Source organism: Pararobbsia silviterrae, assembly GCF_003628125.1.
GTDB classification, from domain to species: Bacteria; Pseudomonadota; Gammaproteobacteria; order Burkholderiales; family Burkholderiaceae; genus Pararobbsia; species Pararobbsia silviterrae.
Genome location: NZ_RBZU01000007.1, coordinates 166,919 through 183,054, shown reverse-complemented (window position 1 = coordinate 183,054; position 16,136 = coordinate 166,919). Strand labels below are relative to the sequence as shown.

The following is a 16,136-nucleotide window of genomic DNA, read 5'->3' as shown; positions in this document are numbered from 1 at the left end:
TCGGCGCGAACTGGGGGCGGACTCGATGCGGACTCGGTGCGCGCGCGTCGCCGTGACCGCGTGGAAAGCGTCGGCCGACGGCGATGCATCGTTCGCGCGCGTCTTGGAGGCTGCGGACGACGCCTATGCGTTGCGAGCGGTCTGCCGATGCCTCATGCGTCCGATGTCACCTGACGCGCGGCCGCGCCGGCTCGATCGAGTGCGTGCGCGAAGGTACGCTGTTCGTCCGCATCGAATTGCGCGACGAACAATTCAGCCACGGCCGACTCATAGACCTTCCACATTTTTTTACGCAACGCGCGGCCCTTGCTCGTGATCGACGCGAACGCGGCGCGTCCGTCCTCGGCCGAGCGCGCGCGCGTCACGAAGCCTTCCTGCTCCAATCGATCGACGAGTCGCGTGAGGTTGTAGCGCTCGATGACGAGCACGTCGGCGAGCTCATGCATGCGCCGCGTGCCGCCGGGACCGCTTTCGAGTCCCCACAGCAAGTCGTACCACGCGTAGGCGGGCAGGCCGGCTTCGGCGAGCCGCCGTTCGACCTCGCGGATCATGAGCCGATGCGTGCGGACAAACGAGAACCATAGATCGGGCTGGTCTTGGGGCATGGCGAGACACTCCGTAAAGTAATTGCAGTTGCAATTCTACTCGACGGCGATACAATGGCCGCCCATACGATTGCAATTGCAATCGTATGGGCGCGATAGATGGACGTGGTCCGCATTCGCGGTTATTGGCGGCGTGTATTCGCCGCGTTTTTTGTCGCGCTCATGGGTCGCGCTCGTTTGCTCCGTGTATTCGGCGCATTGCATAGCCGCGGCCCGCGCAATGGCGTTCACTCGCCCCTTATTCCGGAGACCTGCCCATGAATTCCCGCCATCCGCACATCGACGTCGATCCGCAAGAAACACAAGAGTGGCTGGAGGCGCTGGAAGGCGTCGTGGCGGTCGAAGGGCGTCCGCGCGCGCACTACCTGATCGATCAACTCGTCGATCGCGACGCGGACCTCCACGGCGATCTGCATGCCCGCGTGACGAGTGCCTATGTCAACACCATCGGACGCGAACGTCAGCCGGTCTACCCGGGCGACCTGAGCATCGAGCGCCGCTTGAACGCCTATATCCGCTGGAACGCGATGGTCATGGTCCTGCGCGCGGGCAAGCATTCGAACGTCGGCGGCCACATCGCGACCTATGCGTCCGCGGCCGTGCTGTACGACGTGGGCTTCGACCATTTCTTTCGCGGCCGCACCGAGCGCTTCGCGGGGGACCTCGTCTATATCCAGGGGCATTCGGCGCCGGGCATTTACGGTCGCGCCTATCTCGAAGGCCGCTTGACCGAAGCGCAACTCGACAACTTCCGTCGCGAGGCGGGGCGCGACGGGTTGTCGTCGTATCCGCATCCGCGTTTGATGCCGGCATTCTGGCAATTTCCGACGGTATCGATGGGACTCGGACCGTTGACCGCGGCCTATCAGGCGCGCTTCATGCGCTACCTCGAATACCGCGGTCTGACTGCGCATCAGGGACGCAAGGTCTGGGCATTTCTCGGCGACGGCGAAATGGACCAGCCCGAATCGCTCGCGGCCATTTCGCTCGGCGGCCGCGAACGGCTCGACAATCTGATCTTCGTGGTCAACTGCAACTTGCAGCGGCTCGATGGCCCGGTACGCGGCAACGGCAAGGTGATTCAGGAACTCGAAGGCACGTTTCGCGCGGCGGGATGGAACGTCATCAAGGTCATCTGGGGCGGCGGATGGGATGCGCTGCTGCAGCGCGATCACACGGGGCTGTTGCGTCAACGCATGATGGAGTGCCTCGACGGCGACTATCAGACCTTCAAGTCGCAGAACGGCGCTTATGTGCGCGAACGTTTCTTCGGCACGTCGCCCGAACTGCTCGAATTGGTCGCCGATCTTTCGGACGACGACATCTGGCGACTCGCGCGCGGCGGTCACGATCCGGAAAAGGTCTATGCGGCCTACGCGCAGGCGATGCGGACTCAGGGACGCCCGACCGTCATTCTCGCGAAGACGGTCAAGGGCTTCGGCATGGGCGAGGCCGGCGAAGGCCAGAACGTCAATCATCAATTGAAAAAGATGAGCGCCGACGCCGTGCGGGCTTTTCGCGATCGATTCCATTTGCCGATCAGCGATGCGCAACTCGACGAGATGCCGTATCTGAAGCCCGATCCCGACAGCGAAGCGGCACGGTACTTCGCACAGTGCCGTGCGCGGCTCGGCGGACATATCCCGGCGCGCGTCGCCGACGTGCCGTCCTTGCCGATTCCGCCGCTCTCGACGTTCGCCGCGCAACTCAAGGACAGCGGCGATCGCGGCGTCTCGACGACCATGACGTTCGTGCGCATCCTCGGCACGCTGCTCAAGGATCCGAACCTCGGCAAGCGCATCGTGCCGATCGTGCCCGACGAATCGCGCACGTTCGGCATGGAGGGACTATTTCGACAGATCGGCATTCATTCGGCCGTCGGGCAACTGTATACGCCGCAGGATGCGGGCCAACTGAGCTACTACCGGGAAGCGGCCGACGGCCAGATTCTGCAGGAAGGGATCAATGAATCGGGCGCGTTCGCGTCGTGGATCGCCGCCGGCACCGCGTACGCGAATCATGGGTTGCCGATGATTCCGTTCTACATTTTCTATTCGATGTTCGGTCTGCAGCGCATCGGCGATCTGGCCTGGGCCGCGGGCGATGCACGCACGCGCGGCTTTCTGCTCGGCGCGACGTCGGGGCGTACGACCTTGATGGGCGAGGGCCTCCAGCACGACGACGGTCATAGCCATGTGCTGTCCTCGGTGATTCCGAATTGCGTGTCATACGACCCGACGTTCTCGTATGAACTGGCCGTCATCGTTCACGATGGCTTGCGCCGGATGTACGCGGAGCACGAGGACGTCTACTACTACATCACGCTGCTCAACGAGAACTATCCCCAGCCGGGTTTGCCGGCCGATGCCGAGGCCGGCATTCTCAAGGGGCTGTATCGATTGCCGAGCGCGGTGCCGGATCGCGCGCCGGAAGATTCCTCGCATGCGCACGTACAACTCTTCGGCAGCGGCGCCATTTTGCGCGAAGTGATCGCGGCGAGTGAATTACTGATGCAGGACTTCGCGGTATCCAGCGATGTCTGGAGCGCGACGAGTCTGACCGAACTCCGCCGCGACGGCTTGGCTGCCGAGCGATGGAACCTGCTGCATCCCGAAGATACGCCGTGTATTCCATACGTCCGGCAGTGTTTGCAAGGGCGTCCGGGTCCGGTCGTCGTCGCGACGGATTACATGAAGATCGTCGGCGACCAGATTCGCCCCTTCATCGACGATCGCCGCTTTGTGGCGTTGGGCACCGACGGATTCGGCCGCTCCGACACACGCGAATCGCTTCGCGCGTTCTTCGAGGTCGACCGGCATTTCATCGTCGTCGCGGCGCTCAAGGCGCTCGCCGACGATGGGGTGATCCCGCATCGACGCGTCAGCGAGGCGATTGCGCGCTACGGTATCGATACCGAGAAGATCGACCCGGCCTCGGTCTGACCTTCGGTGCGCGGTCCGCACGAACCTGAACGATCGATGGCCCGCTTTCGCGCGTTTAAACGCTCACACGCTCACGCGTTTTCATTCGGATTCTCTTTGATGCGTCTCTTGAATATTGTGTCGTCTCCGCGCGGCGCCGACTCGGTCTCGATCGGCATGGCCAACGCGTTTCTCGATGCCTATCGCGAGCATTGCCCTTCGGTCGAGATCGATACGCTGAATGTCTGGGAAGAGAACCTCCCCGATTTCGATGCTCAGGGTATCGGCGCGAAGTACAAGGGGGTCTCGAAACAGCCGCTGAACGATGCCGAGCTGTCGATCTGGATGCGCATCCAGTCGCTTGCGAAGCGATTTCAGCGGGCGGACCGGATCGTCGTGGGCGTGCCGATGTGGAATTTCGACTATCCGTACAAGCTCAAGCAACTGATCGATCTCGTCAGTCAACGCAATATGCTGTTCACGTTCGATGGACAGACATACGGTCCCGCGTTGCGGATTCCGCGTGCGCTCGTCATACACGTGCGCGGACAGCATCGCGATACGCGCACGGGTATCGCGAGTCCGGGCTTCGATCATCAGGCGGACTACATCGACTTCTGGCTGAAGTTCATCGGCGTGGACGACGTCAAACGGCTCACGATCGAACATACGTGGGATGCCCAAGCGCATGCCTCGATCGCCCACGGCAAGGCGCTGGCCCGCGATCTCGCGGCCGACTTTTAATCGTGCGGCCGCGCGGGAGCGTCGCCGCGCCTAGACCGCCGACTCGGTGCGCAGGTTTCGGCGCATGACGACCGTCGGTTCCGCGATCGCGTCGATCACGGTCCAGCCCCGGCGTTCATAGAACTCGCGTTCGTCGGCCGTCATCAGCAGCAGGGCGGGCTCGCCGAGACGTCGCGCATGCGCGCAGCACGCGTCGACGATCGCCGCGCCGACCCCGCGGCCGCGATGCGCTTCGTCGACCCAGACCGCCGATAGCCACGCGGACTGAACCGTATCTTCAGGGACTTCGTTGACGAGCACGCTGCCCGTGCCGAGCAAGGTGTCGCGATCGTGCGCGACGAGCGTGAAGGGGAGCGCGTGGGCGTTCAGGCGTTGCGAGAGGCGGTCAATCGCGCGTTCGATCGACGCTTCGGGGTCTGTGAGCCAGAACGTTTCGTGGAGCGCCTTGGCGACCGCAGGGAGGAATCGCGGGACATCGCACAGCAGGGTGATCTGCATACGTATCCTCTTCGGGTAGGTCCGGCGCGCCGCGAAGGCGGCCGCCGGTTCCGAGATGATACTCGCGCGCGCGGACGAGACGATGACGGCGATGTCCGCGTCATACCCGCCATCGAGCGGCGCGTCATCGATGCCGGCGCGCATGCCCGATCAGACGGCCATGCGGCCGGACGCGATACGCGTGCCCGATGACCTCGGGCACGCGGACGACTTCAGTGCGAGAGCACGAGTCGCGTCGTCTTCGCCGGGACCGTGACATGCGTCGCATGGTCCGCAATGACGACCTTGACCGCCGCAGCGTCGGCGCCCGCAACGTCGACGACCTTGACGGCTTGCGTCAGATTGACGAGCGTCAACGTGCAGCCGAGCGCGTTGCCCGAGAACTCGGCGGTCAGCATGTCGCCCTGACGGCTCACGCTCGCGTGCACTTCGCCCGACGCCGCATCGGCGCCGCGCACCGACGCTTGCGCGCGGCTGCCGTCGGACAGTGCGTACAGACGCCATTCGAGTCCGTCCGCATAGTCATAGTCGGGCTTCGAGGCATTCGCGCCGATCGCGAGCAGCGTATCGGGGCGCACGTAGATCGGCACGCTCATAAAGCCGTGTCGTTCACGCCGCCACGTTCCGCCCGCGACTTCCTCGCCCGTGAACAGATGCGTCCAGCGTCCGGCGGGCAGATAGAAGTCGACGTCGCCGGCCTCGCTGAACACCGGCGCGACGAGCACCGATGCGCCGAGCATGTACTGGCGATCGAGATAGTCGCACGCGCGATCGTGCGGATATTCGAGCAGCATCGCGCGCATGAGCGGCGTGCCTTCGTCGGCCGCGACCGCCGATTGTTCATAGAGGTAAGGCATGAGCCGCGACTTCCACTGCGTGAAGTGCCGGAGCACGTCGACCGCTTCGTCGTCGAACAACCATGGAACGCGATACGACTTGCTGCCGTGCAGGCGGCTGTGGCTCGACAGCAGACCGAACGCGCACCAGCGCTTGTAGACGTCGGCGGGCGCGGTGTTTTCGAAGCCGCCGATATCGTGACTCCAGAAACCGAAGCCCGACAAACCGAGCGACAGACCGCCGCGCAGGCTTTCCGCCATCGATTCGTAGGTCGAGTTGCAATCGCCGCCCCAATGCACGGGGAATTGCTGGCTGCCCGCGGCGGCCGAGCGCGCGAACAGCACCGCGTCGTCGCTGCCGCGCGCTTCGGCGAGCACCTCGTGCACGATCTTGTTGTAAAGGAAGGCGTAGTAGTTGTGCATGCGATGCGGATCCGAGCCGTCGTGATAGACGACGTCCGTCGGAATCCGCTCGCCGAAGTCGGTCTTGAACGCGTCGACGCCCATCGCGACGAGACGGCGCAGATGGTTCGCATACCACTCGGCCGCGTCGGGATTCGTGAAGTCGACGATCGCCTGACCCGGCTGCCATTTGTCCCATTGCCAGACGCTGCCGTCGGCGCGCTTGAGCAGATAGCCTTTTTTCTGGCCTTCGGCGAACAGCGGCGACGGTTGCGCGATATACGGGTTGATCCAGACGCAGATCCGCAGGCCCTTGTCCTTCAGACGGCGCAGCATGCCTTCGGGATCGGGGAAGGTCTCGGGGTTCCACTCGAAGTCGCACCAGTGAAACGCGCGCATCCAGAAGCAATCGAAGTGGAACACATGCAGCGGCAGATCGCGCTCGCGCATGCCGTCGATAAAGCTGTTGACCGTCGTCTCGTCATAGTTCGTCGTGAACGAGGTGGTCAGCCAGAGCCCGAACGACCAGGCCGGCGGCAGCGCGGGACGGCCCGTGAGCTGCGTATAGCGATCGAGCACGCGCTTGGGCGTGGGGCCGTCGATGACGAAGTATTCGAGTCCTTCGCCGGGCACGCTGAATTGCACCTTCGCGACTTTCTCGGTCGCGACTTCGAACTCGACGCGCTCGGGATGATTGACGAACACGCCATAGCCGCGGTTCGTCAGATAGAACGGGATGTTCTTGTAGGCCTGATCGGTGCCCGTGCCGCCGTCGCGGTTCCACATGTCGATCGACTGGCCGTTCTTGACGAACGCGGCGAAGCGTTCGCCGAGACCGTAGACGGCTTCGCCGACACCGAGGTCGAGGCGTTCGAAGACGTGGGTGCGTCCGCCGGCTTCCGTCACGTGGCCGGCCGCGCGAAATCCGCTGCCCGTCAGACGTTCGCGCGCGCCCGATTCGGTTTCGCGGACGAAGTCGATCGCCCAGTCGCCGTGCCGCGCGATCCGGAACGTCAGCGCGCCGCTCGTGAGCGTTGCCGCATCGTCGGTCAGCGACGTGCGCACATCGAGCGCATCGTCTTGCGCGAGCGCGAAATTCGGACCCTGCGCGCGGCCGCCTTGGTGGCGTTCGATACGCACGCCGATCACGCCTTCGACGGGCGAATGCACGCGCAAGGTGAAGAGGGCGGTGTCGAGCTGATACGCACGCGAACTCACGTCGCGCGGCGCCGCATAGATCAGCAGTTCTTTGCCGCGTACTTGCACGTCGTGCACGTAGACGGGGTACATCACCTGCAAGCCTTCGTGGATCAGCCAGTTACCGTCGCTGATTTTCATGGTTTGTCTCGTTCGGATGGACAATCGGATGCCCGAGGCACAGCGCGGCGACGCAGGCCGTGCCCGAGTGTTTCAAGGGTTCGCCGAAGCGGTGAGGCGCATGCGCATGCACGCGCCGGAACAGGGATATCGGTGTCGAAGTCGTCGATCTGTGACGGGGCCGCGTACGATTCCTTATTTGATTGCGCCCGCGGTCAGACCGCCGACGATGCGCCGCTGCAGCAGCATGAAAATGCCGAGAATCGGCGTCACGTAGATCGCGGAGTACGTCATGATCCCGATCCAATCGGTATTCGTCGCGCCGACGAACGCCGAGAGTCCGACCGTCGCGGTCTGATACGAATCGTCGAGGATCAGCGAACGCGCATAGACGTATTCACCGAACGACTGCAGGAACACGAGGATCCCGCTCACGAGGATGCCGTTCATCGCGAGCGGCAGCACGACGCGGAAGAACGCGCCGGCGGGGCTCGCGCCGTCGACCATTGCGGCGTCGCGCAGATCGCGCGGGACCTGCACGAAGCTCGAACGGCACAGCACGATGAAGAACGGCAGCGTCTTCGAAATCTGCGCGAGCACGACCGCGACACGCGGCGACGACAGCAGGCCGAGCGACTTGAACGCGGTGAACAGCGGCGTGACCATCAGCGACGACGGCAAGGCCTGCAGCACGAGCACCGCGAAGATCGCCACGCTCGTCACGCGGTTCTGGGACTGCGCGAGCGCGTAGGCCGCGCCGGTGCCGAGCACGATCGTCGCGGCTGTCGTGCCGCAGGCGATCGCGAACGAGTTCCAGAGATAGTTCGCCATTTGCCGATCGACGAAGGTCGCGACGAAATGCGACTGCGGATCGAGCGGCCACAACGTCGGCGGATAGCGGAACATCTCGGCCGCGCTCTTGAACGCGGTGATGTACATCCAGTACAGCGGGAACAGATACAGCGCGGTCACGGCGAGCGCGACGACAAGCAGGATGGTTTTTTTCATGGCGGACCTCACGCGACCTGTTCGTGACGGATCGAGCGCACGTAGATCACGGCGACGAACAGCACGAGCACGAGCATGACGGTCGCGACCGCGCTGCCCTGCGAGACTTCAAAGGTCTGGAACGAAAGCTGCCACGACCAGTACTGCGCGACTTGCGACGCGTTTGCGGGGCCGCCCTGCGTGAGCGCGGCGATCAGGTCGAACTGTTGCATCGTCAGGATCGCGCCGAGCGAGACGACGGCGCCGAGCGTCGAGCGCATCATCGGCAGCGTCATCGAGAAGAAGCGGCGAATCGGACCCGCGCCGTCGATCTTCGCGGCTTCGTAGATATCGGCGGGGATGCCGATCAGGCCGACGGAGAGCAGCAGCATGTTGAACGGCACGCCGAGCCAGACGTTCGCGAGGATGACGGCGAACAACGCATAGTGCGGATCGGACAGCCAGAAGATCTTGCCGTGGATGAGGCCGATCGACGTCAGCGCGTGATTGAGCACGCCGTAGTCGCCCGCGAACACGAGCTTCCAGATCGCGCCGACGACGAGGCCCGGCATGATCCAGCCTGCAAGAAAAAGGCCGCGCATAAACGATGCGGCCGGAAAGCTCTGCATGAAAAGCAGTGCCAGGAGGAAACCGATGACGATCTGGAACACGAGCGAGAGCCCGACGAACAGGATCGTGTTGATCACGACGATACGCGTCTCGGGACGCGAGATGACGTCGAGATAATTCGCGAGGCCGACGAAGGGCCGCACGAAGAACGCGGGGCTCATGAGATCGACTTGCTGAAACGACAGCACGACGTTGTAGATGAGCGGAATGCCGGCGAAGAGCAGCAAATAGAGCAGCGCCAGCGAAGCCATCGTGACTTCAAAGCCATTGCGGCCCTGGGCCTGTCTGAACCATGTCTTCATAGTGCTTGCGCGGGAATAGGTCGTGGCGGACGGCATATCTTGCGCCGTCTGCGCGGTACTGCGTGGGCTCGAACTCATACACACCCTCCTTCAGCGGCTGCGCGCGTCGATGCATACGAGGGACATCGCGCGTCGCGCCGCACCTGCGATCGGCCACGCGCCGACGTCATCAGGAACATCGAGGACGTCGAGCGTGGCCGGGACTTCAACAACGGCCCGGCGCGATACGCCGCGGCGGCGCATCGGCGGGCACGATCACCTGGCTTACTTCGTGGCCTTGTCGACTTCGGCCGCGGCGTTCTTCATCGCCGTGGGGGCGTCGGCCTGATGCGTGAGGACCTGCTGCATCGCCGTGTAGATCGCCTTCGAGATCTGCGGCCAGTTCGGGTTCGGACCGCGGCCGCGAGCGTATTGCATCTGCTCGTTGAAGACCTTGTACGCTTCGGGCCACTTCGGATCGTTCGTGACCGTGTCCTTCGACGGCGGCAGCATGCCGAACTCGTTCCAGTCGCGGCCGCGCTGGCTGTACATGTACTCGAGGAATTCGAACGCGAGTTCCGGGTTCTTGCTCGTCTTCAGGATCGCGTGGTTCTGTTCGCCGAGTGCCGATGCGCGCGGCGAGCCTTCCTTCTCGACGGGCAGCAGCGCCACGGCCCACTTGAATTTCGCGCCCTTCGAGACGGCGGGCAGTTCCCACGGACCGTCGATATCCATCGCGGCGTTGCCGTTGATGAACGTCGCGGCGGCTTCCGATTGCGAATGCGAGAGCGTATCGGGCGACGCGACCTTGTCGTCGAGGAGCTTTTGCCAGAATTGCGCGGCGCGGATCGCGCCGGCCGAGCCGAGCGAGGTCCAGTCGGCGCCCGTCGTCTGGATGAACGGCAGGAACTGGAACGTGCCTTCTTCGGTGCCGATCGCCGAGAACGCGAGACCGTAGACGCCCTTGGACGCATCGGTCAGCTTCTTCGCGTCCGAGTAGAGCTCATCCCACGTTTGGGGCGGCTTGTTCGGATCGAGGCCGGCGGCCTTGAACGCGTCCTGGTTGTAGTAGAGCGCGAGCGTGTTCGCGCCGCGCGGAATCGCATAGACCTTGCCGTTCCAGGTCGCGTTCTTGAGCGGGCCCGGGAAGATCTGCTTCGCATCGATGACCTTCGACTTCGCGAGGAACGGCGTCAGGTCGATGAGCGCGCCGCGTGCGGCGAACATCGCGGTGTTCGGATTGTCGACGGGCACGACGTCGGGACCGTTGCCCGACATGACCGCGCGCATGGCTTCATCGTTGAGCGCGGCAAAGCCGACGCGGCGAATCTGCACCTTGACGTCGGGATGCTGTTTCGCGAATTCGTTCGCCATTTTTTCGGTGAACGGGTTCGGTTCGTCGACGGTCCAGACGTTGAGCGTCTGCTGGTCGGCCGCGAGCGCGGCGGGCGACACCGACATCATTGAAACGACGGCGCTGATCGCCGCGGCGGCGGCGGTCAAAGTCTTTCTCATGTGCTCCTCCAGATGGAATATGGGCGCGCATTATCGCGCTTCTTGTATGCCCGTCGCCCCGAGGACGTCCGCTTCGAGGTCAGGCAAGGCGACCTTTTCCGGAACGTTCCGGAAACGTTTCCGGGAATGGCTTAGATTTTTGTCCGTGATCGAGCGGATGTCAAGGCTCGATCCGATTTTGTCGTGCTAGACGAGACGGGGGTCTGCGGTCGAGGCGACCGCGCGGCGCGGGTTTCGCTCGCATGAGCAGCGAGCGCGTGGTAACCCGTTCAGGGAAATTCCGGATGTCGAAGCGTCGAATCGACGCTTTTTCGCGGTTTTATCGTCGAATTCAATATCTCGACATGAAATCGACTTTTTTATCGTATTGACGTCGAGCGATTGACGATCTGTATCTCTACGCCTAATCTACTTAAATATCGATTTCATGTAGGGATGACTATGCGCACGAAAGCGCTGATTTCGGCGCTGGATCGCTGGGATCGCGCGGGGATCTGGGCGTACAGCGACAAGACGCTCGAACTGATGTTTCGCGGCGAATCCAAAGCCACGCTTCGCAAGGCGCTGACCGCGCACTGCCGGTCAGGCTTGCTCCTGCGCGTCACGCGCGGGCTCTATGTCAATCCACGCGCGCGCAGTTTGCCGGGCGACGTGCAAAGCGCGTTAGTGCCCTTTCTCCGACCGTGGGACAGCAATTATGTGAGCCTTGAATCGTCGTTGTCGGACGCAGGCTGGATTTCACAGATTCCGTCGCGGCTGACTTTGATGACGACGGGTCGCGGCCAGACGTTCGACACGCCGTGGGGCGTCATCGAGTTTGTTCATACCGCGCGACGCGGCGGGAGTCTGTCTGACGGCGTCGTGTTCGACGAGCGTCGAAAACTTCATGTCGCGACGGCGGAGCGCGCTTGGCGCGATTTGAAGCGTGTCGGGCGAAACCAGAACCTCGTTGCACCTCCCGAGATGCTCCATGCGTAATCAAGAAGATCTTTTGGCGCTTGCGCGGCGTTATGCGACTGATCGTCGCGCCCCGGTTGCTACGATCACCAAGGAAATTCTGCACTACGAGATCCTGCACGCGTTGCAGGAGAGTGGTGCGCTCGGGTATTTGACCTTTCAAGGCGGAACATCGCTGAGACTCTGTTACCAGGGCAATCGCTATTCGGAGGATCTCGATTTTGCCGGTGGTCGAGCATTCGATCCGGCGGTGATGACTTCGTTTTGCGATCTGCTTAGGCGGGAAATCGCCGACGCGTATGGACTGGTCGTGACGGTCAACGAACCGGAAGTCGGCGCGCATGACGGAAATGCGGCCGTCAAGGTGTCGCGTTGGAGCGCGCGTATCGCGGTTCCCAATGCAGATCGCAGCGCGCCGCAACGCGAGTTGATCAAGATCGAAGTGGCGAACGTGCCGGCATACGACCCCGACTTGGTGCCGGTGGCGATCAACTATCCCCACTTGCCCGTGCCCATCTCGCAGATGCTGATTCCCGTCGAATCTCGCGACGAAATTCTCGGGGACAAGATTGTGGCGCTCGGCGCACGCCCATACTTCAAAGCGCGTGATGTCTGGGACATCAAGTTTTTGCTCGACAAAGGTGTCGCGGAATCCAACGGGCTCAAGTACGTCGGACGCAAGCTTGGCGACTATGGCCTGCCGATCGATGCCTTCAAAGCGAGCCTGGCCGAACGTATTCAAGAACTCGGCAGGGCAGACACAGCCGAACGATTCCGAAAGGAGATGATCCGCTTCGTGGACGCGACTGTCGCGCACTATCTCGAAGGGCCTGCCTTTGTCGCGAAGTGGATGGAGCGCTCGATTCGGCTCGCGGAGCAGGTTATTGCCGCCGATCTCGAGCGGTTTGATTAGCTCGCCACGAACCCCTGGATCGCGATGGCGCGCCATGTGCCGTCGCTGTGCATCCAGACGGCTTCGTAATCGCTCGCGACATCGAACGTGCCCTTCGGCGTCGTGATCGTGGCCGACATCTTGGCGCGCAGCAGCGCAAAGCGCTCGCGCGCGATGAGTTCGGTGACGTCGAAAGCCAGCGCTTCATAACGCATCGTGCCGTCTTCGAGCTTGTCGAGGTAGCTCTCGCGAGTGTCGCGCAGGCCCGTCGAATGGAGATAGACGAGCGATGCGTCGAACAGCGTGCGCAATGTCGCGGTGTCGGCCGCGAGCATCGCGATGCGCCGCCGTTCTTCAAGCGCGCGGATATCGGCCGCGAAATCACGGTCGGTCATGGAGGTTCTTCCTTTGAATGGTGTTGCTTGGCGCCGACCATCTGGACGACGCACGACGCACGACGCACGACGCACGACGCACGACGTGCCGATGTTCGAGCATTCGGACGGTTCGATGTGCGAATGCGGTGTGCGCTCGCCGACACGCCCGCGCGGAGCCTCGTGCGCGCCCTCGACACGCAGACTCAAAGCCGCGTCTTATCGCGCCCCTTGAGCCCTAGCATCTGCCGCGCATCGGCCGGTGTCGCGATCTCGAAGCCGAGCCTTTCGAGCACCTCGCGGATCATCTCGACCTGTTCGGCATTCGATGTCGCGAGCCGGCCCGGCCCGATCGACAGCGAATCCTCGAGACCCACGCGCACATTGCCGCCCATCAGCGCGGCCTGCGTGATCAGCGGCATCTGATACTTGCCCGCGCCGAGCACCGACCAATGATAGCCGTCGCCGAACAGCTTGTCGGCGATGCGCTTCATATGCACGAGATTCTCGGGGTCCGGTCCGATGCCGCCGAGTACGCCGAGCACGAACTGCAGGAACATCGGCCCCTTGATCAGACCGCGATCGACAAAGTGCTTGAGGTTGTAGAGATGCCCGACGTCATAGCACTCGAACTCGAACCGCGTGCCGTGTCCGTCGCCGAGCCGCGCCATGACTTCCTCGATATCCGCGAACGTGTTGCGGAAGATCGTATGACGCGAGCCGTCGATGAACGGACGCTCCCATTCATGCTTGAACGTCTTGAGCTTGTCGAGGATCGGGAAGATCCCGAAATTCATCGAGCCCATATTGCACGAGGCCATTTCGGCCGACGCATCGAGCGCGCCCGCCAGCCGCTCGTCGAGCGTCATATTGACCGCACCGCCCGTCGTGATGTTGATCACGGCATCGGTCGCGGCATGAATCTTCGGCAGAAACTGCCGGTAGACATCGGGCGAAAACGCGGGCCGGCCGTCTTCGGCGTGGCGCGCGTGCAGATGCAGCACCGCCGCGCCGGCCTGGGCGGCCGCGATCGCGTCGCGCGCGATGTCCTCGGGCGTGGCCGGCAGATACGGCGACATGCTCGGCGTATGAATCGAACCCGTCACCGCGCAGGTGATGATGACTTTGCGTGTCATGGTCGTATGTCCCGGTTGTGTGCTTTTGTTGTCGATCAAAACGGTTCGGCGACGACCACGTTCTCGATATGTCCGAGACCGTCGATCTCGACGCGCATCACGTCGCCGACATTCAGAAAGCGCGGCGGCTTGTGCGCGGCGCCGACGCCCGAGGGCGTGCCCGTCGCGATCACGTCGCCGGGTTCGAGCGTCATGACGGTCGACAGATAGGCGATCTGCTGCCAGACGTTGAAGATCATCTCGCCCGTGCTGACCTCCTGGCGGCATTCGCCGTTGATGAGCATGCGCATCTGCAACGCATGCGGATCGGCGATCTCGTCGGGCGTCACGAGCCACGGGCCGAACGGACCATGCGTGTTGAACGACTTGCCGAGCATCATCGTCGGCGAACGCATTTGCCAATCGCGAACCGAGACGTCGTTGCAGACGACATAGCCCGCGATGACCGACGCCGCATCGGCTTCGGACACATGCCGGCACCGGCGGCCGATGACGACGCCGAGTTCGGCTTCGTAGTCGAGCTTGTCGGACACCTTCGGCATATGCACGGGATCGAAGGGGCCGTTCACGCACGACACCTGCTTGTTGAACCAGACTTGACTATCGGGAACCTGGAGGCCCGCGGCCTTCGCTTCCTCGACGTGGCGGCGGTAGTTCATGCCGATCGCAAGGAACTTCGACGGATTCGGCACGGGCGCGTCGAGGCTCACGTCGGCGAGCGGATAGGTCACGGCATCGGCGACGCGAATCTCACGTGCGCGATCGAGCAGCGCGGGGCCGCCTTGAAGCAGCGCAAGCATCGTGTTCGGCAATGTGCGATCGCTGGCGGGCAGATCGACGATCTGCTGTCCTTCGACTTTGCCGATCGAGCGATGGCCGCGGCATTGGAATGTGACGAGTTTCATATCGGGTGATGAAGCGTTCTGAAATAAGGGGAAAGGAGGGCGACCGCGTGGGCGCGTCGCCGTGACGTTCGTCGAACGCGCCGGATGCGCGCGCCGTGCTTTAGGCGTTTTGCGTCTGTTCGGTTGCGTCGATGCGCGACGTCCGTTACGCGCCGTGCTCAGAATTCGCGAAGAAGATCGGCGGCAGGTCCGGGCCCCAGAGATACATCGAGTCTTCGGGCGCATGGTCCTGGGCGACCCAGTCGACCGACGCGGGGATGTAGTCGAGCGTCGCGCTGAACTCGGAAAAGCTGCCCCACGGGTCCTGCACGTAATAGAAGTAGTTCGAACCCAACACATGACGGCCGAGCCCCCAGCCGTTCTTGTAGCCCGCCGCGGCCATCTGCATGGATCCGAGTCCGACTTCCTCGACGGTCGGCACGTCCCAGCTCAGGTGATGCAGCGCCGGGCCCGAGCTCATGGCCATCGCGAACAGATGATGATCGCCGCCGTGCGGCGCATGAATGAACGCGACGCCGTCGCCCGAGCGATCCGACAAGCGCAGCCCGAGCACGCGCTCGCAAAAGTCGATCTGCGCGGGCACGCTCGCCGTCGCGAACGCGATATGCGACAAGCGCGTGGGCCGGACCTGTTGCGTGACGCGCCGGTAAGGCGCGCAGCGCGTGCCGTCGACGGGGAGCGGCGGGCTCGTATGGCTCGCTTCGTCGAGCGTCGTCTTGACGCCGGGCCGAATCTGCAGCGGCACGCCGTCGGGATTGCGGATCCAGAATCCCGATGAATTCGAGTCCGAGTCGGAATCCGAGTTGGCGTCGGACGGCGGCGCGATGGTTTCGACACCGGCCGCAATCGCGCGCGAGCGCAATGCATCGAGGTCGTCCGCGAAGCAATGAAGCGTGAGCCAGTCGAACTTCTTGCGCGCGCCTTCGCGCAGCCGTCCCCAGACATGGGGCGAACCGAAGGTCCGGATCAGCAGGCCGCGCTCGCCGTCGGGCTGCACGTCGAGGCCGAAGGCCGTATAGAAGCGGCGGGCCTCGTCGAGCGAGGGCACCGTCATGTGGAACTCACCGATCGAATGAATACCGAGGCGGTCGTGCCGGCGATGTGACGTCATGCGTGTCTCCTGTGCGATAGGGGCG

At 63.3% G+C, this 16,136-nt stretch carries 14 protein-coding genes; 4 read left to right on the top strand and 10 right to left on the bottom strand.

The window, feature by feature from the left end:
* Window positions 1-152: 152 nt before the first annotated feature.
* Complete coding sequence (locus D7S86_RS16800) at window positions 153-605, bottom strand: MarR family winged helix-turn-helix transcriptional regulator (RefSeq protein WP_121088005.1); 453 nt, start codon at window positions 603-605, stop codon at window positions 153-155.
* 257 nt (window positions 606-862) lie between these two features.
* Here D7S86_RS16800 and aceE point away from each other — a divergent pair, with 257 nt between their 5' ends.
* Both aceE and D7S86_RS16790 read left to right on the top strand, forming a co-directional pair.
* Complete coding sequence (aceE, locus tag D7S86_RS16795) at window positions 863-3,547, top strand: pyruvate dehydrogenase (acetyl-transferring), homodimeric type (protein WP_121088004.1); 2,685 nt, start codon at window positions 863-865, stop codon at window positions 3,545-3,547.
* Window positions 3,548-3,646: 99 nt separating this feature from the next.
* Window positions 3,647-4,270, top strand: a complete 624-nt coding sequence (locus tag D7S86_RS16790; protein ID WP_121088003.1) for an FMN-dependent NADH-azoreductase — start codon at window positions 3,647-3,649, stop codon at window positions 4,268-4,270.
* Window positions 4,271-4,300: 30 nt separating this feature from the next.
* On the opposite strand, the gene D7S86_RS16785 is transcribed toward D7S86_RS16790, so the two are convergent.
* The 5 genes from D7S86_RS16785 to D7S86_RS16765 form a co-directional block, all read right to left on the bottom strand.
* Complete coding sequence (locus D7S86_RS16785; RefSeq protein ID WP_158602001.1) at window positions 4,301-4,768, bottom strand: GNAT family N-acetyltransferase; 468 nt, start codon at window positions 4,766-4,768, stop codon at window positions 4,301-4,303.
* A gap of 212 nt (window positions 4,769-4,980) precedes the next feature.
* Complete coding sequence (yicI, locus tag D7S86_RS16780; protein ID WP_121088001.1) at window positions 4,981-7,344, bottom strand: alpha-xylosidase; 2,364 nt, start codon at window positions 7,342-7,344, stop codon at window positions 4,981-4,983.
* Between the two features lie 174 nt (window positions 7,345-7,518).
* Window positions 7,519-8,331 (bottom strand): carbohydrate ABC transporter permease, encoded by an 813-nt coding sequence (locus D7S86_RS16775; RefSeq protein ID WP_121088000.1) that lies wholly within the window; start codon window positions 8,329-8,331, stop codon window positions 7,519-7,521.
* A gap of 8 nt (window positions 8,332-8,339) precedes the next feature.
* Window positions 8,340-9,320 (bottom strand): carbohydrate ABC transporter permease, encoded by a 981-nt coding sequence (locus D7S86_RS16770; protein WP_205962834.1) that lies wholly within the window; start codon window positions 9,318-9,320, stop codon window positions 8,340-8,342.
* A gap of 186 nt (window positions 9,321-9,506) precedes the next feature.
* Window positions 9,507-10,736 (bottom strand): ABC transporter substrate-binding protein, encoded by a 1,230-nt coding sequence (locus D7S86_RS16765; RefSeq protein WP_205962833.1) that lies wholly within the window; start codon window positions 10,734-10,736, stop codon window positions 9,507-9,509.
* Between the two features lie 435 nt (window positions 10,737-11,171).
* Between D7S86_RS16765 and abiEi the strand changes: the two genes are divergently transcribed.
* The gene (abiEi, locus tag D7S86_RS16760; protein WP_240648225.1) at window positions 11,172-11,714 is read left to right on the top strand and encodes a type IV toxin-antitoxin system AbiEi family antitoxin; all 543 of its coding nucleotides are present in this window, start codon (window positions 11,172-11,174) and stop codon (window positions 11,712-11,714) included.
* Complete coding sequence (locus D7S86_RS16755; RefSeq protein WP_121087997.1) at window positions 11,707-12,606, top strand: nucleotidyl transferase AbiEii/AbiGii toxin family protein; 900 nt, start codon at window positions 11,707-11,709, stop codon at window positions 12,604-12,606. Before abiEi ends, D7S86_RS16755 begins: the two co-directional genes overlap by 8 nt.
* On the opposite strand, the gene D7S86_RS16750 is transcribed toward D7S86_RS16755, so the two are convergent.
* From D7S86_RS16750 to D7S86_RS16735, 4 genes are all read right to left on the bottom strand, one after another.
* Complete coding sequence (locus D7S86_RS16750; protein ID WP_121087996.1) at window positions 12,603-12,980, bottom strand: nuclear transport factor 2 family protein; 378 nt, start codon at window positions 12,978-12,980, stop codon at window positions 12,603-12,605. The genes D7S86_RS16755 and D7S86_RS16750 overlap by 4 nt on opposite strands.
* Window positions 12,981-13,165: 185 nt before the next feature.
* Window positions 13,166-14,095, bottom strand: coding sequence for a 3,5-dioxohexanoate:acetyl-CoA acetone transferase (gene kce / locus D7S86_RS16745; RefSeq protein WP_121088124.1), 930 nt, complete (start codon window positions 14,093-14,095; stop codon window positions 13,166-13,168).
* Between the two features lie 35 nt (window positions 14,096-14,130).
* Window positions 14,131-15,000: a fumarylacetoacetate hydrolase family protein gene (locus tag D7S86_RS16740; RefSeq protein ID WP_121087995.1), complete on the bottom strand. Its 870-nt coding sequence runs from the start codon at window positions 14,998-15,000 to the stop codon at window positions 14,131-14,133.
* A 145-nt stretch (window positions 15,001-15,145) separates the two neighbouring features.
* Window positions 15,146-16,111, bottom strand: a complete 966-nt coding sequence (locus D7S86_RS16735; RefSeq protein WP_121087994.1) for a VOC family protein — start codon at window positions 16,109-16,111, stop codon at window positions 15,146-15,148.
* Window positions 16,112-16,136 lie beyond the last annotated feature (25 nt).